This is a genomic window from Bacilli bacterium (assembly GCA_035326105.1).
In the GTDB taxonomy this organism is placed as follows: domain Bacteria; phylum Bacillota_I; class Bacilli_A; order RFN20; family CAG-826; genus UBA7706.
Map to the genome: position 1 here is coordinate 604,714 of DAOKYO010000001.1, position 23,143 is coordinate 627,856.

General features: G+C 40.2%; 18 protein-coding genes. 13 read left to right on the top strand and 5 right to left on the bottom strand.

Features of this window, described 5'->3' with window-relative positions; all coding sequences use genetic code 11:
* Nucleotides 1-11: 11 nt before the first annotated feature.
* From PKC96_02720 to PKC96_02730, 3 genes are all read left to right on the top strand, one after another.
* Nucleotides 12-677: a CatA-like O-acetyltransferase gene (locus PKC96_02720; GenBank protein ID HMM00242.1), complete on the top strand. Its 666-nt coding sequence runs from the start codon at nucleotides 12-14 to the stop codon at nucleotides 675-677.
* 3 nt (nucleotides 678-680) lie between these two features.
* The gene (locus PKC96_02725; protein ID HMM00243.1) at nucleotides 681-1,181 is read left to right on the top strand and encodes a GNAT family protein; all 501 of its coding nucleotides are present in this window, start codon (nucleotides 681-683) and stop codon (nucleotides 1,179-1,181) included.
* Between the two features lie 84 nt (nucleotides 1,182-1,265).
* Complete coding sequence (locus PKC96_02730; GenBank protein HMM00244.1) at nucleotides 1,266-1,910, top strand: hypothetical protein; 645 nt, start codon at nucleotides 1,266-1,268, stop codon at nucleotides 1,908-1,910.
* On the opposite strand, the gene PKC96_02735 is transcribed toward PKC96_02730, so the two are convergent.
* On the bottom strand, nucleotides 1,907-3,109 hold the full coding sequence (locus PKC96_02735) for an arginine deiminase (GenBank protein ID HMM00245.1): 1,203 nt from the start codon (nucleotides 3,107-3,109) through the stop codon (nucleotides 1,907-1,909). The two genes, PKC96_02730 and PKC96_02735, sit on opposite strands and share 4 nt — an antisense overlap.
* Before the next feature lie 55 nt (nucleotides 3,110-3,164).
* Nucleotides 3,165-5,585: a glycosyl transferase gene (locus PKC96_02740; protein ID HMM00246.1), complete on the bottom strand. Its 2,421-nt coding sequence runs from the start codon at nucleotides 5,583-5,585 to the stop codon at nucleotides 3,165-3,167.
* A 314-nt stretch (nucleotides 5,586-5,899) separates the two neighbouring features.
* Between PKC96_02740 and PKC96_02745 the strand changes: the two genes are divergently transcribed.
* From PKC96_02745 to PKC96_02780, 8 genes are all read left to right on the top strand, one after another.
* Nucleotides 5,900-6,925, top strand: a complete 1,026-nt coding sequence (locus PKC96_02745; GenBank protein HMM00247.1) for a LacI family DNA-binding transcriptional regulator — start codon at nucleotides 5,900-5,902, stop codon at nucleotides 6,923-6,925.
* 52 nt (nucleotides 6,926-6,977) lie between these two features.
* A complete protein-coding gene (locus tag PKC96_02750) occupies nucleotides 6,978-8,351 on the top strand; it encodes a carbohydrate ABC transporter substrate-binding protein (protein ID HMM00248.1) in 1,374 nt (457 codons plus the stop codon).
* Nucleotides 8,352-8,440: 89 nt separating this feature from the next.
* Nucleotides 8,441-9,436 (top strand): sugar ABC transporter permease, encoded by a 996-nt coding sequence (locus tag PKC96_02755; GenBank protein HMM00249.1) that lies wholly within the window; start codon nucleotides 8,441-8,443, stop codon nucleotides 9,434-9,436.
* Between the two features lies 1 nt (nucleotide 9,437).
* Nucleotides 9,438-10,409, top strand: a complete 972-nt coding sequence (locus tag PKC96_02760) for a carbohydrate ABC transporter permease (protein HMM00250.1) — start codon at nucleotides 9,438-9,440, stop codon at nucleotides 10,407-10,409.
* A 118-nt stretch (nucleotides 10,410-10,527) separates the two neighbouring features.
* Nucleotides 10,528-11,865, top strand: coding sequence for a family 1 glycosylhydrolase (locus PKC96_02765; protein ID HMM00251.1), 1,338 nt, complete (start codon nucleotides 10,528-10,530; stop codon nucleotides 11,863-11,865).
* 2 nt (nucleotides 11,866-11,867) lie between these two features.
* Nucleotides 11,868-12,863: an aldose epimerase family protein gene (locus tag PKC96_02770; GenBank protein ID HMM00252.1), complete on the top strand. Its 996-nt coding sequence runs from the start codon at nucleotides 11,868-11,870 to the stop codon at nucleotides 12,861-12,863.
* 143 nt (nucleotides 12,864-13,006) lie between these two features.
* Nucleotides 13,007-14,617 (top strand): formate--tetrahydrofolate ligase, encoded by a 1,611-nt coding sequence (locus PKC96_02775; protein HMM00253.1) that lies wholly within the window; start codon nucleotides 13,007-13,009, stop codon nucleotides 14,615-14,617.
* Between the two features lie 57 nt (nucleotides 14,618-14,674).
* Nucleotides 14,675-15,385: an HAD family hydrolase gene (locus PKC96_02780; GenBank protein HMM00254.1), complete on the top strand. Its 711-nt coding sequence runs from the start codon at nucleotides 14,675-14,677 to the stop codon at nucleotides 15,383-15,385.
* 11 nt (nucleotides 15,386-15,396) lie between these two features.
* On the opposite strand, the gene PKC96_02785 is transcribed toward PKC96_02780, so the two are convergent.
* A complete protein-coding gene (locus PKC96_02785; GenBank protein HMM00255.1) occupies nucleotides 15,397-17,391 on the bottom strand; it encodes a DEAD/DEAH box helicase in 1,995 nt (664 codons plus the stop codon).
* A 124-nt stretch (nucleotides 17,392-17,515) separates the two neighbouring features.
* The gene (locus PKC96_02790) at nucleotides 17,516-18,034 is read right to left on the bottom strand and encodes an isochorismatase family cysteine hydrolase (protein HMM00256.1); all 519 of its coding nucleotides are present in this window, start codon (nucleotides 18,032-18,034) and stop codon (nucleotides 17,516-17,518) included.
* Between the two features lie 259 nt (nucleotides 18,035-18,293).
* On the opposite strand from PKC96_02790, the gene PKC96_02795 reads away from it, so the two are divergent.
* Together PKC96_02795 and glmS are read left to right on the top strand one after the other, a co-directional pair.
* Nucleotides 18,294-19,364 (top strand): hypothetical protein, encoded by a 1,071-nt coding sequence (locus PKC96_02795; GenBank protein ID HMM00257.1) that lies wholly within the window; start codon nucleotides 18,294-18,296, stop codon nucleotides 19,362-19,364.
* A 92-nt stretch (nucleotides 19,365-19,456) separates the two neighbouring features.
* Nucleotides 19,457-21,244, top strand: coding sequence for a glutamine--fructose-6-phosphate transaminase (isomerizing) (gene glmS, locus PKC96_02800; GenBank protein ID HMM00258.1), 1,788 nt, complete (start codon nucleotides 19,457-19,459; stop codon nucleotides 21,242-21,244).
* A gap of 148 nt (nucleotides 21,245-21,392) precedes the next feature.
* On the opposite strand, the gene PKC96_02805 is transcribed toward glmS, so the two are convergent.
* A complete protein-coding gene (locus PKC96_02805; GenBank protein HMM00259.1) occupies nucleotides 21,393-23,096 on the bottom strand; it encodes an alpha amylase N-terminal ig-like domain-containing protein in 1,704 nt (567 codons plus the stop codon).
* Nucleotides 23,097-23,143: the final 47 nt, after the last annotated feature.

The following is a 23,143-nucleotide window of genomic DNA, read 5'->3' on the forward strand; positions in this document are numbered from 1 at the left end:
AGGTAAGAAACGTGAATCATAATCCAAGCACAACGATTGAACTTGATAGTTTTGCCGGGCGAAAGCATTTTCGGTGGTTCCTAGACTATGATGATCCGACTTATGGTATGACCGTCGAAATGGATTTGACGAAATTCTACCGTTTCGTTAAGAAAAGAAAAATTCCGACTTATCTATCCCTTATCTATCTCGTTACTTGTGCGCTCAACCAAATAAAAGAATTTCGTTATCGCTATCAAGACGGGGAAATCCTTCTATTCGAGAGAATAGATCCCGCGTTTACAATCATGACCGATCAAGGCCTTTTTGATAATGTCGATATTGTGGATTTAGGCTCGGGATTTAATAATTATTTAACACGAGCTCAAAAAGCGGTAAACGATCTCAAATCAGGAATGGGATTGAATAATCCACAGATAGATGATCGGGTAGATCAATATTATTTCACTTGCTTGCCATGGATTAGTTTTAAAGCCTTAACTCAGCCGATGACGAACAACGAATTTGCTTTCATTCCGCGCATTGCTTGGGATAAGTTTGCTATCAGCGAAGATAAGGTAACATGCAATTTCAACATTATTGTGCATCACGCATTAATTGATGGATATCCGCTCAGTCAAGGTTTTATTGCCATTCAGGATGCTCTGAATCATCCAGAACGCGTTTTTGCCGATTGAATTATGATTAGAAGCGCCCGGGCAGAAGATTTATCTTTCGTTTTAAAAATATATCAAGAAGCCAGAGATTTTATTGCCAGTTATAATTCTCCCCAATGGCAAGAGCATGGACCGGATGAAAATTCTTTTTGGCGTGATTTAGATAATAAGGCGCTATTTGTGAACGAACAAAAAGAAGGCATATCGGCAGTGATGAGTCTTTATTTTAGCGAACCGACATACGAGAAGGTATATGGAGGCGCTTGGCCTAAAAACTCTTCTCCCTATGCGGTCATACATCGAATAGCTATTGCTAACGCAGCGCATCATCAGGGCTTAGCTACACAATTTTTTGATTACGTTAAAACCTTTAAGAAAATTAAGAGCATACGGATTGATACCCATGAGATGAACATTCCAATGAGAAATCTGCTAATTAAATCGGGTTTTATCTTTGTTGGCGTGATTTTTCTTTCCTATGAAAAAGATAATCAAAGGCTCGCTTATTGCCTAAAAATTAAATAATGAGTAAATACTTCAAAAAGGACCTTTTTTTGTTATTTTATGGTATAATTCACTCATAATAAAGTGGGGAATTAGGAAGATAATATGGATGATGATAAGGAGAATACTTTTTCGTTTTTAGAGTATTCCGACCAAAAGTCTCTTGAGCCACAAGTTTTTTATTGGCGGGGAAAGGCAAATTACTTATTTAAAGAATTAGATCGTGTGGGTATTACCCCTGCGCTTTTTAATTCGCTAAAAAACGAAGATTACGGTGATCAGCCAATCGAAAATATCCGTTCCATCTGCGCGAATAAAACAATTAAAGAAATTATTAGCGACGTTTTTTATCCATTAAAGCAAGAAATGGAAAAAGCAATGTGCCGTACGCATTATGCAATTAATGAAGTTCTATTAGGTGAAAAGAAAGTTGAAAATATTAAATCAATCCACCATCTTTTTGTCACTTTAAGAAGAGATTTGGAAGAAAAAATATACGATGAGCGGAGGGAACTCTATCCTTTTGTTATTGATAATCATCTGTCGAGTGATTTTCGGTTTGTCCTGCACCTATACTATGAGCAGGCCCACACCTGTTTTGCTTTAATGCAGCAAATTCAGTCGTTAATCGGCCATAATGAGAACAATGAAAGCCTAAGTAACATCGCTGATTTGTATAATCAATTTGAAATTTTTGCCTGCATGAGTTTTTATTTTGAAAACATTTTATTAATTGCCAATTATATCTAAACTTCCTCGCGATATAACGGCATGCTCATGCAACGGGGTCCCCCGCGACCCCGGGCCAATTCACTGCTGGTAGTAGATATTACTTTTACTCCGTTTATTTCAAGCATCCGGTTGGTTTCGTAATTTCGCTTGTAGGCGATTACCTTTCCGGGAGCAAGAGCCAAAGTGTTTGCGCCATCATTCCATTGTTCGCGGTCGCTTGCAATGCGACTATTACCTCCGCAGGGAATAACGAGAGCGGGTCTTTTGATAATCTTGCTCAATACTTTTCCTAAAGAGCCGTTTTCAACGCTGATGCCAACGCTTTTTCGCTTTGGAAAAATTCTAAAGCATTCGCTATGACTGATAAATTGATGATGAGCAACAAATTTATCACCATCAACTTGCGTTAATACTGTATCAAGGTGCATAAATGATCTTTTCTTGGGCAAGTTTAGGGCATAAATCTCACGGATATCACTATTTTTAAAAGCGTTTTCTGCCAACTTTTCAATTCCTGCGGGCTCGCTGCGTTCAGATAATCCGATGAGAATCTTGTCTTTTCCAAGAGCCAAAATATCTCCGCCTTCTAACGACGAAATGTTGTTTCTTGAATACAAGGGGATGTTACCGGCCAAATCGGAATTATTTTTAAGGATGGTCTCCATAATCAGGGTTTCTCTTCTTCTGGCAGGGCTAGCCATGCGGCTAATAGATAAGTGATTACCAAGGACGAAGGCGGGATCGCGGGTAAAATATAAGTTTGGCATCGGATCAATTATAAATGGATAGTCGTCAATAAACGACCGAAGCCGTCCCTCATTAAAGGAAGGAAATTCCTCTTCGGTTACACCGGAAAAAATTTTCTTCACTAAAGCAGGCAAAGGCAACTGCTGAAAGTATCCAATGAGTTTTTCCTGATCGTGAGTGTCAACGATTTCATTTTCTTTGAAAAACGAGTAGAGAAAAGCTAAACGCACTTTCTCGTCTCTGACTGCTTCTTGAAATAAATCTTCAAGATAGACAACTTCTACCCCTTCGTTTTTCATAAGCAAAGCAAATTCATCGTGCTCTTTTTGGGCATCGGGTAAAAAAGGAATATCGTCAAATAGCAACTCCGATAAAAATTTGGGAGTAAGGTTTTGTAATTCATAGCCCGGGCGATGAATTACAACTCGCCGTAAACGGCCGATTTCTGAATGGATGTTTATGTAGTTCATATGCTTATGATACCATGGATTTGCTATAAAGAAAAAAGCCCCACGGGGGCTTATTTTAATATATGTAATCGATTTGGTGTTTTAACTGTTCATCTAGCGGAAGGATGTCGCCGTCTACTCTATGCCCATCAATAAACAGTTCGGGTTGTTTTAAACCTCGATGTTTAATGACAATGTCATAATCGCAATTGCGGAAATGACGATGAACGGAAACTTCATCAATTGAAGTCGGAAGAGCCGGATGAATCCTTAGTCCATCAAAGGTCGGAACGATACCAATAATAGCCTGACTCACGGCCACAAACGCCCATGATGCCGTTCCGGTTAACCATGAATTTTTAGCGCGGCCAAAACTTTTCGATGAGCGGCCGGCGATTGTTTGAGAATAAACATAGGGCTCCGTTTCATGAATGTCACTTTTGTCTTCAATATAGGCGGGAGTAAATCGCTTATAAAGATCAAAGGCCGCGTCAACTTCTTGATGTTGAATCAAAGCGATGACATACCACGGATTTGTGTGGCAAAAAATTGAACCATTCTCTTTATTTCCGGGTGGGTAGGAACTGATTTCGCCAAGTTCTAGATGATAGGTGGTATAAGCGGGATATAGAAGTTCAAGGCCAAAGTCATTTAGCAGATATTTTAAGCCGTTCTTCAGAGCCTTGCGTGGATAGCCCAGATTGTCTCCGATATTTGCAAGCGAACAGAAAGCTTGAGCTTCAACAAAAATCTTGCCTTCATTGGTTTCTTGGCTGCCTATTTTATTGCTAAAAGAATCATAAGCTCTAAGATACCAGTTTCCGTCCCATCCATAGTGAATAACGGCCTCTTCGATTTTTTTAAGAGTTTGTTCAACATCGGCTGCTTCCTCTTTCTGTCCGATTGATTCGGCCATAGTAATATAATCCTTGCCATAATAAACAAACATCGCCGCTATAAATACGCTTTCGGCTTTACCATAATCAACATTTTCCGTTGTCTGGAAACTTTCACCCGGAGTCGTTGAAAAGCAATTTAAATTTAAACAATCATTCCAATCAGCCCGGCCAATTAATGGCAAATTGTGCGGCCCTAAATGATTTGCGATGTAGTGCATTGAGGCGCGAAGATGATCAAATAATGGGACTTCACTTCCCTGAACATTATCAAAGGGAACGAGTTCATGAAGAATGGAGAAATCGCCGGTTTCTTTTATGTAGCTTGCGGTTCCGGCAACTAGCCATAATGGATCATCATTAAACCCGCTTCCAACATCAGCATTTCCCCGTTTAGTTAAAGGTTGATATTGATGGTAAGTAGAACCATTTTTACTTTGAATAGAAGCAATGTCTAGAATTCGTTCGCGAGATCTTTCCGGAATCAAATGAACAAAGCCAAGAATGTCTTGACAGGAATCACGGAATCCCATGCCACGACCAGTACCGCTTTCGTAATAAGAAGCGCTCCGCGACATATTGAAGGTGACCATACATTGATATTGGTTCCAAATATTTACCATCCGATCCAATTTAGCGTCGGTGGATTTTATCTGGAACTTTTGAAGCAGGTCTTGCCAATATATTTTCACTGCTTTGAAGGCTTCATCGACTAAAAAGTCTGTGTTGTAGCGATTTATAATTCCATAAGCTTTTGACTTGTTTATTACGTCTAGACTGATAAATTTTTCTTCCTGTTTGTTTTCAACATAACCGAGTATAAAAATCAAAGATGAAACTTCATTAGGCGCCAAAGTGATTTCATAGCGATGAGCGCTGATAGGAGCATTCCCGGCAGCGATGCTTTGGTAGCTGGTTTTTTCCGTTACGGCCCGGGGATTAACAAAAGAATTAAATCGACCTAAAAAATGCTCCCGATCGCTATCAAATCCGTTATGGGAGCGATTTCCGTAATGAAAGGCGAAGTGATTGCGCCGTTCGCGATATTCTGTCTTGTGATAGATGGTATTATCATCAACTTCCACTTCCCCGATGTTTAAATTGCGTTGAAAGTTTGTCCCATCATCAACTGCATTCCACAAACACCACTCAAGAGCGCCATAAACAATAAGGTGTTTAGTCTCGCCGCTATTATTAACTAATTTTAGTCGGTTTATTTCACAGTTGTCATCTTGAGGAACAAAACAAAGGAGTTCAGTTGATATACCATTTTTTTCACTTTCGAAAACAGTGTATCCGAGCCCGTGTCGACACTTATAGGAATCAAGCATCGTTGATGCAGGCAAAAAAGTTGGGCTCCAAATGAGTCCGTTATCATTTATATAATATAGGCGCCCACCTAAATCGTTAGGAATATTGTTATATCGATAACGAGTAAGGCGACGTAGCTTTGCATCCTGATAAAAATCGTATCCGCCACCAGTATTGGATATTAGGCCATAAAAGCCATTGTTTCCAAGATAATTAATCCAAGGTGTTGGAGTATAAGGTGTTTCAATAACATATTCTCGTTTTTTGTCGTCAAAATGACCATATTTCATAATTTTGCGATTCCCTTCGTTAAGTAGAGAAATTTTATTTAATGTTAGCGAAAACGATTAAATAACGCAAAAACATTATATATTTTACAAAATAAAAACACAATAGGGGATGATTATTTTTTTTGTTAAGTCGAATACATACGATTTAACCATATTTTCGGACAAAAAAATCGCTCTATAACTACATTATTCAAAAAAACGCCCACAAAAGGGGTAAAAGTTTCGTAATAAAATAGCAAAAGTAAAGTTGACAGTGTTTTGTAAGCGCTTTAGAATATAACCGCGAAAACGATTAAGGACGAAAGGAAAATATCATGGTCAAGCTAAAAGATATTGCTGAAAAATGTGGCGTTTCTATCGCTACTGTTAGTAAGTCACTGAATGGTGATTCGGAAATCAGTGAAGAAACGGTCAAATTAGTTCGGGATACGGCTCGTAAAATGGGATATATTCCCAATGCAAGTGCCCGCTCTTTAAAAACAAATCGTTCTTATAACATTGGAATCTTGTTTATTGATGAGGCTAATTCTGGACTTGAACATGAATATTTCTCTTCAATTCTTAATGCGTTAAAAGTCAATGCTGAAGCGCATGGATACGATATTACTTTCATCAGTGGGAATCTCAAAAGCAGCAAATCATATTATGAGCATGCTCGTTACCGGAATGTTGATGGAGTAGTTATCGCCTGCGTGGACTTCAAGGATAAAGAAGTAATTAGATTAGTTGAAAGCGAAATACCGACGGTCACGATTGATTACGTGTATAACAACTCAACTGCAATTATGAGTGATAACACGCATGGCACCGAATCATTAGTTCGCTATGCACATAGCTTGGGCCATGAAAAAATCGCCTTTATTACGGGTGAAAAAGACAAGGACGTAACTAAAAAGCGGTTGGCAGGATTTTACAAAGCGATGTCTGACTTAGGATTAAGCATACCTTTGCCATATATAAAATATGCTCGCTACGTTACCCCCGGTCCCTCGGGAATGGCTACTCGCGAACTATTGGCTCTGCCCAAAGAGGAAAGACCGACCTGCATCTTATACCCAGACGACTACGCTATTTTGGCCGGCATTACTGAAATCGAAAAACATGGTCTTGTTATAGGTCGAGATATATCGGTCGCTGGCTATGATGGAATACGACTCTCAAGACTTCTCCGCCCAATTCTTACGACATACCGCCAGAACACGGAAGAAATTGGCCGCCTAGCTAGCGATAAGTTGATTGATATTATCGAGAATCCGCGGCTATTTGTTCCCGAGCAAATTGTTGTTTCGGGTGAACTTCAAGCAGGAAGTACAATTACGGCTTTAATTGATGCCAAGTAAGCATCAAAAAGTATAGAGTGCAAACAAATTCACTTTGAAGGGAGAGAAAAAAATGCACAAGAACAGTCTATTTAAGACGATGGCACTTATTCTTCCGCTAGCAGCTTTAGCTGGATGCGGGGGCGGAGGATCACAGGTGTCGGTTTCAGATGGAGGTAAGGTTCTCAATATCTACTGCTGGAATGACGAATTCCAAGGTCGGTTTAGAGACTACTATCCAGGCTATGTGTCGACAAATGATGCCGGCGATGTTGACACCTTGAAAGACGGGACATTGGTCAAATGGACAATGGTCGCCAATCAAGGAAACGCTTATCAGGATGCCCTCGATAACGCACTTCAGAACAGATCTTCACAAGCTGTTGATGATCGAGTTGATATGTTCCTTATGGAAGCGGATTATGCGCTTAAATATGCGAACTCATCGTACTCGTTGGACGTTATCAAGGACATTGGTCTAACTGAGTTAGATATGTCAGACCAATATCAGTATACCAAAGATATCGTCACTGATAGTAGTGGAGCTATCAAAGGTTCATCATGGCAGGCAACTCCGGGGCTCTATGCTTATCGTCGTGATGTCGCCAAAGAAGTACTTGGAACTGAGGATCCAACCGAAATTCAAGCTCAATTAAGCGACTGGACCAAGTTTGATGATGTTGCGGCTAAGATGAAGGCTAAAGGCTATTATATGCTATCGGGATTTGATGATGCTTATCGGACATTCTCGAACAATGTGGCTTCACCATGGGTTGACGCCAATAAGAAGATTGTTATTGATCCAAGTGTTCTTACCTGGATTGAGCAAACGAAGGAATACACCACCGAAGGCTACAACAATCAAACTTCACTATGGAGTACTGAATGGGCAGCCGATCAAGGACCAGAAGGAAAAGTATTTGGCTTCTTCTATTCTACTTGGGGTATTAACTTCACCCTGTTGGGAAATTCTTTAGCGGATGCTAACGGACCTCATGAAGTTGGTAATGGTGATTTCGGTAAATGGGCAGTCTGTCAAGGACCAGCCAGTTACTATTGGGGTGGAACATGGCTTGCTGGTGTCAACGGCACGGATAATGTTAGCCTTGTCAAAGACATTATGCTCAGCCTCACCTGCAATAAGACTATTATGAAGCAAATTACAATTGATACCGAAGATTTCACTAATACGAAAACCGGTATGCAAGAAATTGCTGATGATCCAACCTATGGAAGTGCCTTCCTTGGTGGACAAAACCATATTAAACTCTTCGTCGAAAGCGCTGCTAAAATCAGCATGAAGAACATTTCTGCTTACGATCAAGGTTTAAATGAAGGATTACAAACCGCCATGCGCGACTATTTCCTTGGAACAGTCGATTATGAAACGGCTTTAGATAACTTCTATACCGCGGCTTTAACTAAATATCCGGCATTGTCACGGTAAAAGTCTTACTAGTACTAATTTTATAGCGGGATCTCCCTAGTTAATCTAGGGAGATCCGTTATCTACATATCGGAAGGGAAGAATGTATTATGAGAGCAAAGAAGCCAAAGAAAATAACGTCTAACATGTATGCCAAATGGGGATATCTATTTATTGCTCCCTTTTTTATTGTCTTTACGTTATTTACTTTGATTCCTTTGTTATCAACATTCATTTATTCGTTCTTTGAGTCATTTATGGACGGATTTGATCAAGTAGGCCCGAATTTTGTTGGGCTGCAAAATTACATTACCCTTTTGACGGACAGCGAACTATATAAGTATTTATGGAACACATTCATTATTTGGATAATGGGCTTTTTGCCACAGATTATCATTTCGCTTTTACTTGCGGTATGGTTTACCGATATTCGGCTCAAACTTCGGGGATTGCAGTTTTGGAAAACGATTGTCTATATGCCGAATCTGGTTATGGCCAGCGCTTTCGGTATGCTGTTTTTAACTTTATTTGCCGCCAATGGACCGATTATTTCATTTTTAATCGAAGCCAAAGCGGTACCGGCCACATTTACAATTGACTCTAGCGTTTGGGGAACGCGAGGAGTAATCGCGTTTATTAACTTCCTGATGTGGTTTGGCAATACCACACTGCTATTGATGGCGGGAGTTATGGGAATTGACAACGAAATCTATGAAGCGGCTGCTATCGATGGCAGCGGAGCATTTAGAACTTTCTTTAAAATTACAATGCCTCTTTTGATGCCTATATTCATCTATGTTTTCATTACTTCACTTATTGGAGGCGTGCAGTTATTTGATGTTGCGCAAATATTTACCCGTGGCAGTGGTAATCCCAATAACACGAGTAAAACGCTGATTATGTATTTATATGAAAACTTGGTTCCATCCAAGAACTATGGTAAAGGTGGGGCCCTATCAATGCTAATCTTCTTCTTGACGCTAGGCTTGAGCTCTATCGTCTTCCGCTACCTTGTTCCACAAACAAAAGGCAAGGGCGATGGTAAGGACAAGAAGTATCATGTGATGGATGTAACACGTAAACCAAAGCAAGTGGATGGTGAGTAATATGAAAAACACGTTAGCAATGAAAATGGATAGTAACGTTTCTTCCGCGAATAAAAAAGCGTCTCCGGAAGAAATAATTGATTCCTATAAAGGTAACATTCCTCCTTCTTTAAAGAGCAAACACCTAAAAAGCGCCAAAAGGGCTCTGATAGTAAGAAGAATAATTGTTTATACAGTTTTGGTTTTATTAACGCTTTTATGTATCGTTCCTTTTTACATCATGATCATTAATAGCACGCGGGCTAATGCGGATATCCAAAAGGGCTTCTCTTTTTTCCCGGGCGATAGTTTTGTCGAAAACTGGAAAAATTTACTGAGTTTCTCTAGCATTCAGATTGGCACGGCAATTAAGAACTCATTATTTATTTCTTTCTCAACGGCAATTCTTACCTGCTATTTCTCTGCGCTAACAGCTTATGGTATCTTCATGTATCGTTTCAAAGGCAGAAATTTTGCCTTTATGTTTATTCTCTTTGTTATGATGATTCCTTCGCAAATATCGGCGATGGGATTGGTGGCGATTGCTTACAAAATAAACATGGTTAACACTTTCATTCCACTTGTGGTCCCCGCGATAGCCTCACCGGTAACCTTCTTCTACATTAAGCAGTATATGGAAAGTGTTCTTTCTAAGGAAATAGTTGAATCGGCCCGGATCGATGGCGCAAGCGAAATAAGAATTTTTCACCAGATGGTTTTGCCGATTATGAAACCGGCTTTGGCCGTTCAATTTATTTTTGCTTTCGTCAGTTCATGGAATAACTTCTTTATGCCGGCGCTTATTCTCACCGATTCCAGCAAACAAACAATTCCTTTAATCTTTAATTTATTACGGTCAAGCAATCCGGCGACATTCGACTTGGGAGTTATTTATATGCTTCTTACGGTCGCAATTGTTCCATTGCTTATCGTATATTTAGTCTTCTCGAAGATGATAATTTCCGGTTTAACGGCCGGAAGTGTCAAGGGCTAGTTTCCATTTTGGCCTCGGGCGGAGTTTGTCCTCCTTCTCCGCTCGAGCTTTTTTTATAGATTGAGCGGTTGGCATATTGTGAATTTAATAATTAAATAATAGAAGTGAGGATCAAGAAATGAAAAATTTTTATTGGGGAACGGCGACCTCATCTTTCCAGATTGAGGGGGCGGCGAATCTTGATGGTCGCACGCCATCTATTTGGGATGCGTACACACTCGAAGAAGGTAAGATTCTTAATCGTGATGACGGACGAAAGGGAATAGATCACTATCATCTTTTTGAAACAGATTTGAAGTACTTAAAGGAATTAGGGGTCAACAGTTATCGGTTTTCGATTTCATGGAGTAGAATTATTCCCAATGCAGATGGAAAAATCAATGAAAGAGGGATGGCTTTCTATGACCATATACTTCAGGAGCTGGCTAAATATGGAGTAAAACCATTCATTACTTTCTATCATTGGGATTTACCCATGTGGTTACAGGATAAAGGTGGATGGACTAATCGCAATACGGCCTTTGCTTTTGCCGATTTTGTCTTTGCAGTCACGCAAAGATTTAAGCATCGTTGCCATGACTATATAACTATCAACGAACCCCAGTGCATCATTAATCTCGGTCATAAAACACTAGAGCACGCACCGGGTATTTACCTAGAAGATAAGGCGGCGGTTATTGCCGTTCACAACCTTCTTTTAGCACATGGATTAGCCGTTCAGGCCATAAGGAAAATAGATAGTGAAGCGAAAATAGGTTTTGCGGCGACATCATCGCCGGCGATTCCGCTTGATGATAGCAAAAAAAATATCGATCTAGCGCGCAGATGCTATTTTTCTTTGGCTAAAGGACAATTTGATCAAGTAACATTATATAGCGATCCAATCTTTTTAGGAGACTATCCAAAGGAATTTTATGATTACTATCAACCGTATCTACCATCCACGCTCAAGGAAGATTTAATAATAATTTCTTCGCCGATCGATTATTGTTACCAAAATATTTATAGCGGTTACTTTGTGAAAGCGGATAAGGAAACGGGATATAAGATTCTTCCTTATACCGACGAAAATCCGGCCTATGTTTTTACTTGGCTTCATCAAATGCCGAAGACTTTATACTACGGGCCAAAATTTCTCTATGAACGATATCAAAAACCGATTATTATTAGTGAGAACGGAATTTCGGTTATCGATGTTTTAACGCGAGATCATAAAATACATGATCAAGCGCGTATCGAGTATTATCGCTGCTACCTTGAACAGATGGCAAAGGCAAAAAAAGATGGAATTCCAATCAAAGGATATTTTGCTTGGTCGCTATTTGATAATTTTGAGTGGGCTTTTGGTTATAGCGCGCGATTTGGACTCATCTATGTTGATTACCAATCGATGAAACGTTACCCTAAAGATTCTTTCTATTTTTATCAGAAATATATTGCCGACCACCAGGAGTAATTATGGGAAGACTTATTCGGGTTGTTAATCAGTTGGGTATGGAAGTCACTTTTGCCTCGGTAGGGGCCGCTATTTTTGATATACGGATTCCCGACCGAGAAGGAATTTTAAAAAATGTTATGGTTCATCCTGCGTCTTTGGATGACTTTGAGGTATCCGACGCCTACTATGGAAAGACCATCGGGCGCAACGCAGGCCGAATTAAAGATGGCAATTTCACCTTAGACGGAGTGCATTATCATGTGGAGGCCGTTACTAAAGATGGCTTGCACGGAGGAATTGACGGCCTTCCTTATCGCGATTTTGCCTTTATTGAACGCCATCTTGCCGATGGCGAAGCGGTTATTTTTTCTTATTTCAGCCCCGACATGGAATGTGGGTTTCCCGGTAACTTATCCTTAAAAGTAACTTATAAACTATTTGCCAATGAAAATCGCCTTGATGTTACATACTCCGCAAATAGTGATCAAAAAACGATTGCTAATTTTACCAACCACAGTTATTGGAATTTAAATGGCGGAGGTACGATTCTTAATCATAATTTAACTATTCGTTCTTCATTGGCGGGCAAAGTGGATAAGAAAATTTATCCGCTGGGCATTTTCCCGGTGGATGAGCAGATGGACTTTCGGATGGGAAAAGTTATCGGCAAGGATATCGCCGAGAAAGATTTGGTGGCGATAAGCGGCGGCTATGACCATCCGTTTGTTATTGATAACCCGGAGGATAGTTCTCAACCGGTAGCATCACTAAAAGGCGATTTCATGCAGATGGATATCTATTCAGATTATCCGGCACTTGTCTTCTATAGCGGCAATTATCCCAGCCGAGAAAAAATGAATGTCGCCGCGGTTTTAGGACGGTATGAAGCATTGGCTTTGGAGTGTCAAATATTCCCCGATGCCATGAATGAACCTTTTGGTCAGAAGGAAACAGGCATACTGGAAGCCGATGAAGAGTTTCATCATCAAATAAGTTATCGTTTTAAATTAATCTGATTTATCAAATACGCCTGAAAGAAACCGATTTTTTTGCCTGATGTCAAAAAAGAATTCGTTGCTCAAGGCGTTTTTATTTTTTATTCAATTGCGAGTTAAAGAATTTCAAACTATACTCATAATAAGAAGTAGAGGGTATCAATATGGAAAAGATTATCAACATTGCCAAAAAAGCCGGTATTGACGAAAAGTACATCGAATTGTATGGACCTTACAAGGCTAAAATTAATATGGATTTCCTCACTGAATATGCCGATAAAGAACCCGGAAAGCTAATTTTAGTGACCGCGATTACTCCCACAAAAGCCGGCGAAGGCAAAACCACTTCGACGATTGCTCTTTTAGATGGATTAAAAAAAGAAGGATACTCGGCTATAGCTTGCCTCCGGGAACCATCACTGGGCCCAGTTTTTGGCATGAAGGGTGGGGCTACCGGCGGAGGCAAAGCCAAGATTATTCCCGAAGAAGATATCAACCTCCATTTTACCGGGGATATTCATGCCTTAACGAGTGCTGTCAATCTCATTGCTGCAGTGGTGGATAATTACCTTTTTCAAGGCAATGCTTTAAATATTGACCCGGAGAAGATTGTATGGAAACGGGCCTTGGATATGAACGATCGGTCATTAAGAGAAATTACCGTGGCGGAAGGAAAAGGCAATGGTCTTCCCCATCAAAGTGGGTTTCAAATTACAGTCGCCAGTGAATTGATGGCGCTTTTATGCCTTGCCACCTCGCCAGAAGATTTTTTGCATAAGCTCGCAAAAATTGTCGTCGCTTACACAAAAAATGACCAGCCAATCACAGTTGGTGATCTCAAAATCACTCATGCGGTTATGAAATTATTGCGCGAAGCCTTTAAGCCCAATTTAGTTCAAACTCTAGAGGGCAATCCGGTTCTTATTCACGGCGGTCCCTTTGCTAATATCGCTCATGGATGCAATTCGATAATTGCATTAAATGCGGGTGTAAAACTGGCGGATTATGTTTTAACGGAAGCTGGTTTTGGTGCCGACCTTGGTGCGGAAAAATTCTTTGATATTTGTATGCGCGAAGCAAAGATGAAACCGGCCGCTGCGGTCGTGGTTGCCACGATAAAAGCATTAAAAATGCATGGCGGGGAAGACATTGATCATCTTGATGTCGAAAATATTCCCGCCTTATTAAAAGGTACGGACAATCTTAAGCAGCATGTAGAAAACATTAAGCAATTTGGAGTAAGCCCGGTTATTGCGATTAACCACTTCGCATCCGACTCACCGCAGGAAGTCGCCGCTTTTCGGGCGTGGTGCGAGAAGGAAAATTATCCGGTTGCTTTTCTCGATTCTTTTGCTCGAGGCTCAAGCGGGGCCAAGGAACTGGTCAAAGTTTTGATGAAAACACTAGCTGAAGAAAAAAGCGATTTCCATGTCCTTTATGACGAGGAACTTCCGATTGAAGAAAAAATAAATATTATTGCAAAGAAAATCTATCGTGCCGAAAAAGTTGAAATTCTTCCCGAAGCAAAAAAGCAAATTGCAAAGTATCAGGCGATGGGATATGGAGCGACCCCGATTTGCATGGCTAAAACCCAATATAGTTTTAGCGACGATCCAACTAAAATTAACGCTCCACGGGGATTCACAATGACAATTCGCGAGGTAAATCTTTCGGCCGGAGCCGGCTTTTTAGTAGCCTTAACGGGTGACGTTATGGTTATGCCCGGACTCGGGGCTCGCCCAAGTGCGGTCAAAATGGAAGAAGAAGATTATTAACAAGCATATTGCTTGGTGGAGTAAGGATAGTTTTCTAGAATGTAGACGAGGTGTTTTATGGAACCAAAAGTAGTTGTTTTCGATTTGTTCGATACCCTAATTGACGTTAAGCGTTACGACATAGAAGAAGCGAAGCGCTATTTATTTGAGCACTATGTAAATCCAAAAGTAAGTTTTGAACGCTTTGAGGAATTTAATAATCGATTTGCGGCTTCTCATTTTATTAAACGAGAAGATACTAATAAAGAGTACATATATCATGATTATCTAGATGAATTGAATAGGGAATTAGGCTTGGTTGATGATGCCGATTTCAATGAAATTGAATATCGCGTGTTTTCTTCGTGCAACACACTTCTCGTCAACGATAAAACACGGGTTTTACTCGAGTATTATCGAAGAAAAGGCATCCCCCTTTATATTTTATCTAATTCGATTTTTGGCTCCTACGCTTTGAAAAGAAGGCTGGGAGAGCTCAATGTATTAAATTATTTTCGGGACGTTTTTTCCAGCGCGGACTTCGGCTATCGAAAACCAGACAAGCGTTTCTTTGATTATGCTCTGACAGCAATAAAAGGAAAGAGCAATAGCATAAAAGCCGGTGACGTTCTTTTTATCGGCAATGATTATGCTCATGATGTCGTCGGTGCGTACAATGCCGGTTGGACGCCAGTTTACTATCATCACGAAAATTGGGAAACTCTTCCCGACAAACTTCTGGCGGTGCGGATCATTAAGGGCTTTGACGAATTATATATGATCAATTGAGTTTGACTAAACTATTTTTTCCCCTTGTTATATCGGCCACTCGGCTTACCGCGATAGGAAGAATGCGTTCCTCGAGAGGCTTGGTCACTTTGTCTGGAACTGGACGAAGAGAATCTTTTTCCTTTGAATGAACTTGAACGTTTATTATAGGGCTTATCTTCATTACTATTATGTCTTTCCCGATAGGATGCACCATCAGCGCTCTTAAAATTGTTACCACTCTTAAAACGTCTTTGGGGGCGATCATTACCATAACGTTTATTTTCCAGGCCATTATCGTTTCTAGAATTAAACGTTCTTGGTTCAGCCGAAGAACCACGGCTTAAGCGCTCAGACTTATGATAGTTTCGACGAGAGGGGTTTTCTTGTCGATTTTTATACGAAAAGTCTCTTCTTTTGCCGTCAAAATCATCGCTGCGTTCTTCGAAGCCATTTTGGGTGAACTTTTTGGAGCTTTTGTTTGTTCGATAATGATCATGTTGGAAAGCACCGCGACTCCGATTCCGAGGCGAAAACTCTTTTTTCTTTGGTTCGCCAGTAGGGGTGTCATTATTATCGCCATCGGTGTCAGAAAAACTTCTTTGAGATCTTTTTACTTTAAAACTATCGTGGCGAAAATCCCCCCGACTCCGATTCCGGGACGAAAATTCTTTTTTCTTAGGTTCACCTGTTAGGGTATCATCATCATCAATTGCAGTAAATTGTCTTTGAGATTTTTGCGCTTTAAAACCATCACGCCGAGAATCATCCCGACGGCGATTCTTGGAGGAATAATCTTTGCGGTTTTTGCCCGAGTCGGCTTTGAAAGAATTTCTTTCCTTATCGCCATCAGGCTTATTTTCTTTTTTGACTTCGGGGAGGGACTCATAGACATCATTAAATCCGTAATCGGTATCGACGGGTATCTTTTGATCGATATGCTTTTGAATGGCTTTCAATAAGGTTAACTCTTCCTTACTGCAGAAGGATAAACTAGTTCCGGTAAATCCGGCACGACCGGTTCTTCCCATCCGGTGGATGTAGGTGTCAGGGAATTCCGGCAAATCATAATTTAAAACGTGAGAAAGATGGTCGATATCAATTCCACGAGCGGCAATATCCGTGGCGACAAGCACTCGGACTTGATGATTTTTAAAACGCGAAAGAGCAATAGTCCTAGCTTTTTGCGATTTGTTTCCATGCAGAAGTTCAACGGAAATATTCTGTCCTTCAAGTATGGAAGCCACCTTATTCGCACCACGTTTCGTTCGGGTAAAAACCAAAAGGGAGGTAATCGTTGGGTCGGATAAGAGTTTTACCAAAAGCGCACCCTTATTCTGTTTGCTCACATAAATTAATTTTTGAGTAATATTGTCGAGCGTTTCAGTCACGGGAGCGATTGAAATACGTTTCAGGGAAGAAGATAGTTCGTTGGCTAAGTTTTCAATTTCCAACGGGATAGTAGCTGAAAACATCAAAGTTTGTCTTTGCTTGGGCAGAAGGTGGGCAATTTTCTTGACGTCGCGAATAAAGCCCATATCCATCATTTGATCAACTTCATCAATCACAAAATGTTCGACATTTTGCAGGTCGATGACCCCTTGATTGACAAAATCAAGCAATCGTCCGGGCGTAGCAACGAGAATGTCCACCCCGTTTTGCAATTTTTTCTTTTGGCGGAAGGCTGGTTCGCCACCGAAAACAACTGCGGTTTTCAAGGGCAAAAAAGCCCCGAGAGTTACAAAAGTGTCCGCTATTTGGCTGGCTAATTCCCGAGTCGGAGACAGCACTAAAGCGCGAATTATTTTGCTTTGGCGATAGTCTTTGACCTTCGCTTGAATAAGTTCAAGTAGGGGTAAAGCAAAGGCCGCAGTTTTTCCGGTTCCGGTCTGAGCGCTGGCTAAAAGGTTGTTTTCAGCCAAAATAAGCGGAATGGCTTCCGCTTGAATTTCCGTCGGTATCGAGTAGCCCTCTTTCTCAACGGCTTTGAGGATTGAATTAGTAAAATTAAAATCGTTAAATGTCATGATATTCTCCAAGGTTCATTCATTTGAAATAAGAGAATTACCTTGAAAAAACATGGTGACTTTCTTTTCCTGCGTTATATTATCATATTCACTTATGAATAACATTAAAAATCGTAAATAACCATCAAATAACTGAAATGTGAAGATTTCTTAATATATCGTAACCTTTGGCCTGCATTTCTTTATCGAATGAATCTGCGCCTTTAGTATCAACGAGGATGTGCGATTCGGGAAGTGCGGTTTTAGCTAAGACTGCATTGGAAAGGACACATATGTTACTGACTAGTCCAACCAGAGTAATCTCTTCATAATTGTGTTCGCGCAAATAGTCAAAGAGTTTGGCGGAACCAAATGTCGGTTTGTCAAACACAAGATGGTCTTGACTGATTTCTTCTAAGGGACCATAGAAAGCGTAGCCGGGAGTCCCTGGAATGCAATGTTTAACCGGGAGATGCTTGCCTTCAATCGTTGAAAGATAATTATCACTATGAGTGTCTTTTGTAAAGACGACATCGTCACCATTGACATCATATTCATTAATAAGGTCTAAAATATAGGGAAGAAGTTTTTCTGCTCCCGGGAATCCAAGACTTCCATCGACAAAGTCTTTCTGGTAATCAACGACCACTAAAAGTTTTTTCATAATTCCTCCTTATTAATCGCCTAATAATGATAACCAAAATCAGTAAATAAGCAACATAAAAACATTGTAGGGTATTTTTTACGTTTACGAAAGCGCTTTGTTCATCAAAAAATGCCAAAAAGATAAAATCTTTCTTTGCATCATTTTGTATATTAGAATAATAGGGGGCTAAATAGTGGTTACCATAAAATTATGCCAAAGACGTAAATAATACGCTTTTGTTTTGAGCATTATAAACTAACTATCTATAAATAATTATATGAATAATAAAGGAAAAAATAATCACCAATTGTCATATCGAACAATTGCCAAGTTTCTCAAAGAAAAATATAATTGCGAAAATGGCAAGCAAAAAGAACGATATGGATTTTTTCAGAAAACAATTGAGCACGAGTATCAGACTTATCGAAAAAAATCCGGGCAAGCAAACAACGTTATTAGTATTGATTGCTTTGCGGAAAAAGTATGTCATGATTTTGCGACTGCTCAAAAGACGAAAGATATCGATAACAATATTCAGCAAAACGCTCATTTCTTAATCTCAATCATTAATACGGCTATCGACAACCTTATTCAGGAACATCATACGAACAATCGCAGTGACGTCGGCGATTCAACTGTTGAGTCGCTCAAGTATATTTTCTACTTTTATCATAGGTATGCGAATGCCGCGCGTCAGCGAAGCAATCCCCATTTGCTGTATTTACGGATTCTTGATCAAATGGTTTCAGGAATAACGCTTATTAGCGATAAAAAACTTCCCGAAGCGGCCATCATCTATCGGGCTCTTTTAGAGACGCTGGCCTACGCTCGAGTAATGACAAAACATGAAAATGTTGTCAGCGGCAGTTTTGATACGAGAAAAAGAAACGTTTTAGGTCATCTCAATATCGTTAGTCTTTCTTCTCAAGAAGAAAGTAGTATTCAAAAGCAAAATATGAACCGAGCCAATGTTAGCGAATGGTCCTGGGAAGTAGCACGTTTCGCGTGGATTGTCCCGGTTTTTCCTAAAGATAAAAAGATTACCTCGCAATCTTTGTTGGATTTTGCTGGGCTGGCAACATTTTATTCACACTATCAGTTAGCCTCAGCTTTTACGCACGAATATCTAATTAATGAAGCCGATTTCAAAATCATCTCTTTAAAGGATTATCTAATTAACATCTATTGGAAGACATTTGATGAAATGATTCGTGTCGATGTGGAGAAATTATTTGAATTGGATACGACTTTGATGAAGGAAATCGGAAAAAAAGAAAAGGTTTTTAGAGACATCCTAGCGACAACCAAAGAGAAATTCCAGGAGTTCCATCGGCGAATTTCGTCTTGAAACTAAATTAAAGAAGTTATTATTGGGACCATAAAGACTCTTTTCCAAATAAAACTTATGGTAAAATATAAACAAGAAATGGTAGGGTTTGTATGTGTGGTATTATTGGTGGGATAACTGATGATTCCATTGAGAAGGTTCTTCTTGATGGTCTTAAATATCTTGAATATCGCGGTTATGACTCGTCGGGTTTAGCATTATGCGAAAACGGGGTACTGACGGTGAGAAAAAAGACCGGCAAAGTTTCCGTTTTAAAAGCTGAACTGGAGAAGAATCCTCCGGAACTTTCGCATATCGGCATCGCTCATAATCGGTGGGCTACGCATGGAGCGCCGAGTGAGATAAATGCCCATCCGCAGCTTTCTTTTTCTAATAATATCGCCATTGTTCATAATGGTGTCATCGATAATTTTTTAGCCATAAAGAGCGGGTTAACCGCTAAGGGATATAAGTTTCGCAGCGAGACGGACACCGAAGTTATCGCCGATTTTTTGGAGGAAGAGAAAAAGCGTCAGGGAAGCCTTCTTTTAGCCATTAAGCAACTTTTTCATGTGGCGAAAGGCTCCTTTGCTTTGGCCATATTAGATCAGCAAGATCCGGATAAGATCTTTTTTGCCAAGTGGCGGACGCCCCTTCTTTTAGGGCGCGGCCAAGGAATGAATCTTTTAGCCAGCGACAAAATTGCTTTTGCTCCTGAGGTTGAAGAGTTTTATGATATTGCCGATGGCGAATACGGATACTTACAAGGGGATAACGCTTTTGTTTTTGCCTATGATAAGGAAAGCAGCAAGCATCCATCCTTTTTGCCAATTGATATCAGGCGCAGTGATATTGCCTTAGGAAACTACGCTAATTATATGGAAAAAGAGATTAATGAGGGAGCATATGTTACCGATAAAATCCTTCAGGAATATACCAAAGACGGCGAATACAAGTTTGATAAGGCACTTTTGGCCCTTTTAACAAATAGCGAAGAAGTGATTCTTATTGGATCGGGAAGTAGTTATCATGCCGCGCTTTTAGGCTGCGAGTATTTACTTAATGCAAAAATTAATGCCTATGCATATATTGCCAGCGAATGGGCTTATTACCCACAGGTGCGAACCCAAAGCCCGGTTTTTATTCTCCTTTCACAAAGCGGAGAAACTGCGGATGTTTTGCGGTCACTTGACGTTATAAAAAATCACCACTGGCCAGTAATAAGTCTTGTTAATATCGAATCATCTTCTTTGGCTCGGCGAAGTAATTATGTTTTGCCTCTTTTCGCCGGTTTGGAAGTGGCAATTGTTTCCACGAAGACATTTATAAGTCAAGTCGCGTTGCTATTGCTCTTAGCCAATGCGACAGTTAACAATGTTGCCGCGATCGAAGAACTTAAAAAAGTCGGACCGGCCCAAAGGAAAGTTTTATCCTTCAAGGAGACCATAAGCGATCTTTCAGGTAAACTTGTCACTCACCATGATATATATTTTATTGGGCGCGGACTCGATTATTTATTGGCGCGTGAAGCCTCACTAAAATTTAAAGAAATCACCTATCTCCATAGCGAAGCTTTTCCCGCCGGAGAGTTAAAACACGGGCCGATTGCGCTAATCGAAAAAGGAACACCGGTAATTGGCTTTTGTGGCGACGGGCGATCTTATGAGCATTTAATGAGCAATTTAGAAGAAGCAAAGGCTCGGGGAGGATTAACGTACATCATAGGAATAAGAGATGATGAACAGGCTGAAGAAAAATTCACTTTTCCTTCAATCAATCCTCAGGTAAATGTTCTTATCGAGGTCATATATGCCCAATTATTGAGTTATTATGCCACGCTCCGGTTAGGATACGATGTTGATAAGCCTCGCAATCTGGCCAAATCAGTAACAGTTGAATAAAAATAAAAAAATTCCAATAAAACCATTTTGAAAAAAGTATTAAGGGTGTAGATGAGAGATCATCTGCAATATCCCCGTTTTCAGGCTTACGGAAAAACCCATCCATCCGTATGCCGGCCAGCTCGCTTAATCCACGAGTTGGCTTTTTTTATTTTTGACCGATAATAAAACCGTTTGGAAAGAGTATATCTTTGCTAAAATTGTTCGCAATTAATATTTTTTTATAATCCGTAATTACTTGGGGCTGGTCGGTTTCATTGGATATATAGACGATTTCATTATTCGGCGACGAACGCGTGATGGATAAAAGACCATTACTATCACTTTCGACTCGATATTGACAGTAATCAAAAACTTCACTGTCACGGTGAATAGCAATCAAAGATTCTACTTTTTGAAAGAAACCTGTGTTTGTAATATCTTGGCTCCATGGAAAGCAGCGTCGGCAGTCGGGATCGTAGCCGCCAGGCAGGGGAATCTCCGTTCCATAATATATGCAAGGCATACCGGGAAAGACCATTGTCAAGGCGATAGCCGAAAGCATCTTGTTTTTGTCCTCTTGTACTTGGGTAAAAAAGCGATGAGTGTCATGACTGTCTAATAAGTTCAGCATCATGCGATTGATGGGGTCTTGATAGCGAAGAAGTATTTCATTGAGTCGAGCGGCCATATCTTTGGCGGTATAGCGTTCGGTGGCAAAATAGTCAAGTGCCGCTTTGGTATAGGAGTAATTCATGATGCCATCAAATTGATCTCCTTGAAGCCAGCTTTGGCTTCCGTGCCAATTCTCTCCGAGGATTATGGCTTCCGACTTAACTTCCTTGATTGCCTTACGAAATTCCCGCCAAAAAGCGTGAGAAACTTCGTCGGAAACATCGAGGCGCCAGCCATCAATATCAAATTTGCGAATGTAGTGGGTGGCTATCGATAATAGTTCGGTCTGTAAGCGGCGATTAGAAGTATTGAGCTTCGGCATGTAGCGAACGGTAGAAAAGGTCTCGTAATTTATTGGGTTAAAGGATACTTTATTGCCGTGGACAATAAAGTAATCAAAATACGGGGAATCCTTTCCGTTTTTAACGACATCTTGCCACCAGGGGTTCTTATCTGAACAATGGTTAAAGACGGCGTCTAAAACAATTCTAATTCCGCGTTGATGTGCCTCCTTGACGAGTGTTTTGAAAACCTCTTCATCGCCGAACATGGGGTCGATTGTTTTATAATCAACGATATCGTATTTATGATTGCTGGGCGAAAGAAAAATCGGGGTCAAATATAGAGCGTTAATTCCAAGATGATATAGATAATCGAGGTGATCTATTATTCCCTGAATATCGCCGCCTGCGAAGCATTTTGGCGTAACGGGATCCCCCCATTTGATGGTAATATAACCATCATCTTTATTTTTTTGCCCGCGGGCGAAGCGCTCGACGAATATCTGATAAAAAACAGTGTGATTAACCCAGTTAGGAACATCAATTAAATCAATATCATTAGTGTATGGCAATTGGAAATGATTATAGAAAGCGGTGTTAAAATCATAAGTAGTAGTAAGTCCGTCTTCGCTATAATAAAATTCTCCTTCTGTGCTAGACAAAAGAAAAATATAAGCTAAACGCGTGTCCGAGGTTGCCAATTTGATTTCATAGTATGCAAAAAGTTGATCTTCATAGCAGCGCTCCATATTTTTTTCTTCACGTTTGGCAGAAAAAAGATACTTCATTCCGTAGATGATTTTGATAGATTTAAAATTATCATTTTTGGCCACCCGTAGACGAAGAACGAAATTGGTGGGGGTCGTGGCGAATCCAAGAGGGCTCTCTGGTTGGTGGCAAATAGCTTGCTTGTTCATAAATATTACTCTCCTTAAAAAAATATTTTTTGTTAAGTGCTTTTATA

Bases quoted from the DNA above. Each gene is read 5' to 3' on its own strand.
- glmS (HMM00258.1), top strand. From the start codon at position 19,457: ATGTGTGGTATTATTGGTGGGATAACTGATGATTCCATTGAGAAGGTT.
- PKC96_02745 (HMM00247.1), top strand. From the start codon at position 5,900: ATGGTCAAGCTAAAAGATATTGCTGAAAAATGTGGCGTTTCTATCGCT.
- PKC96_02730 (HMM00244.1), top strand. From the start codon at position 1,266: ATGGATGATGATAAGGAGAATACTTTTTCGTTTTTAGAGTATTCCGAC.
- PKC96_02755 (HMM00249.1), top strand. From the start codon at position 8,441: ATGAGAGCAAAGAAGCCAAAGAAAATAACGTCTAACATGTATGCCAAA.
- PKC96_02785 (HMM00255.1), bottom strand. From the start codon at position 17,391: ATGACATTTAACGATTTTAATTTTACTAATTCAATCCTCAAAGCCGTT.
- PKC96_02760 (HMM00250.1), top strand. From the start codon at position 9,438: ATGAAAAACACGTTAGCAATGAAAATGGATAGTAACGTTTCTTCCGCG.
- PKC96_02725 (HMM00243.1), top strand. From the start codon at position 681: ATGATTAGAAGCGCCCGGGCAGAAGATTTATCTTTCGTTTTAAAAATA.
- PKC96_02770 (HMM00252.1), top strand. From the start codon at position 11,868: ATGGGAAGACTTATTCGGGTTGTTAATCAGTTGGGTATGGAAGTCACT.
- PKC96_02740 (HMM00246.1), bottom strand. From the start codon at position 5,585: ATGAAATATGGTCATTTTGACGACAAAAAACGAGAATATGTTATTGAA.
- PKC96_02775 (HMM00253.1), top strand. From the start codon at position 13,007: ATGGAAAAGATTATCAACATTGCCAAAAAAGCCGGTATTGACGAAAAG.
- PKC96_02805 (HMM00259.1), bottom strand. From the start codon at position 23,096: ATGAACAAGCAAGCTATTTGCCACCAACCAGAGAGCCCTCTTGGATTC.
- PKC96_02735 (HMM00245.1), bottom strand. From the start codon at position 3,109: ATGAACTACATAAACATCCATTCAGAAATCGGCCGTTTACGGCGAGTT.
- PKC96_02780 (HMM00254.1), top strand. From the start codon at position 14,675: ATGGAACCAAAAGTAGTTGTTTTCGATTTGTTCGATACCCTAATTGAC.
- PKC96_02795 (HMM00257.1), top strand. From the start codon at position 18,294: ATGAATAATAAAGGAAAAAATAATCACCAATTGTCATATCGAACAATT.
- PKC96_02750 (HMM00248.1), top strand. From the start codon at position 6,978: ATGCACAAGAACAGTCTATTTAAGACGATGGCACTTATTCTTCCGCTA.
- PKC96_02765 (HMM00251.1), top strand. From the start codon at position 10,528: ATGAAAAATTTTTATTGGGGAACGGCGACCTCATCTTTCCAGATTGAG.
- PKC96_02790 (HMM00256.1), bottom strand. From the start codon at position 18,034: ATGAAAAAACTTTTAGTGGTCGTTGATTACCAGAAAGACTTTGTCGAT.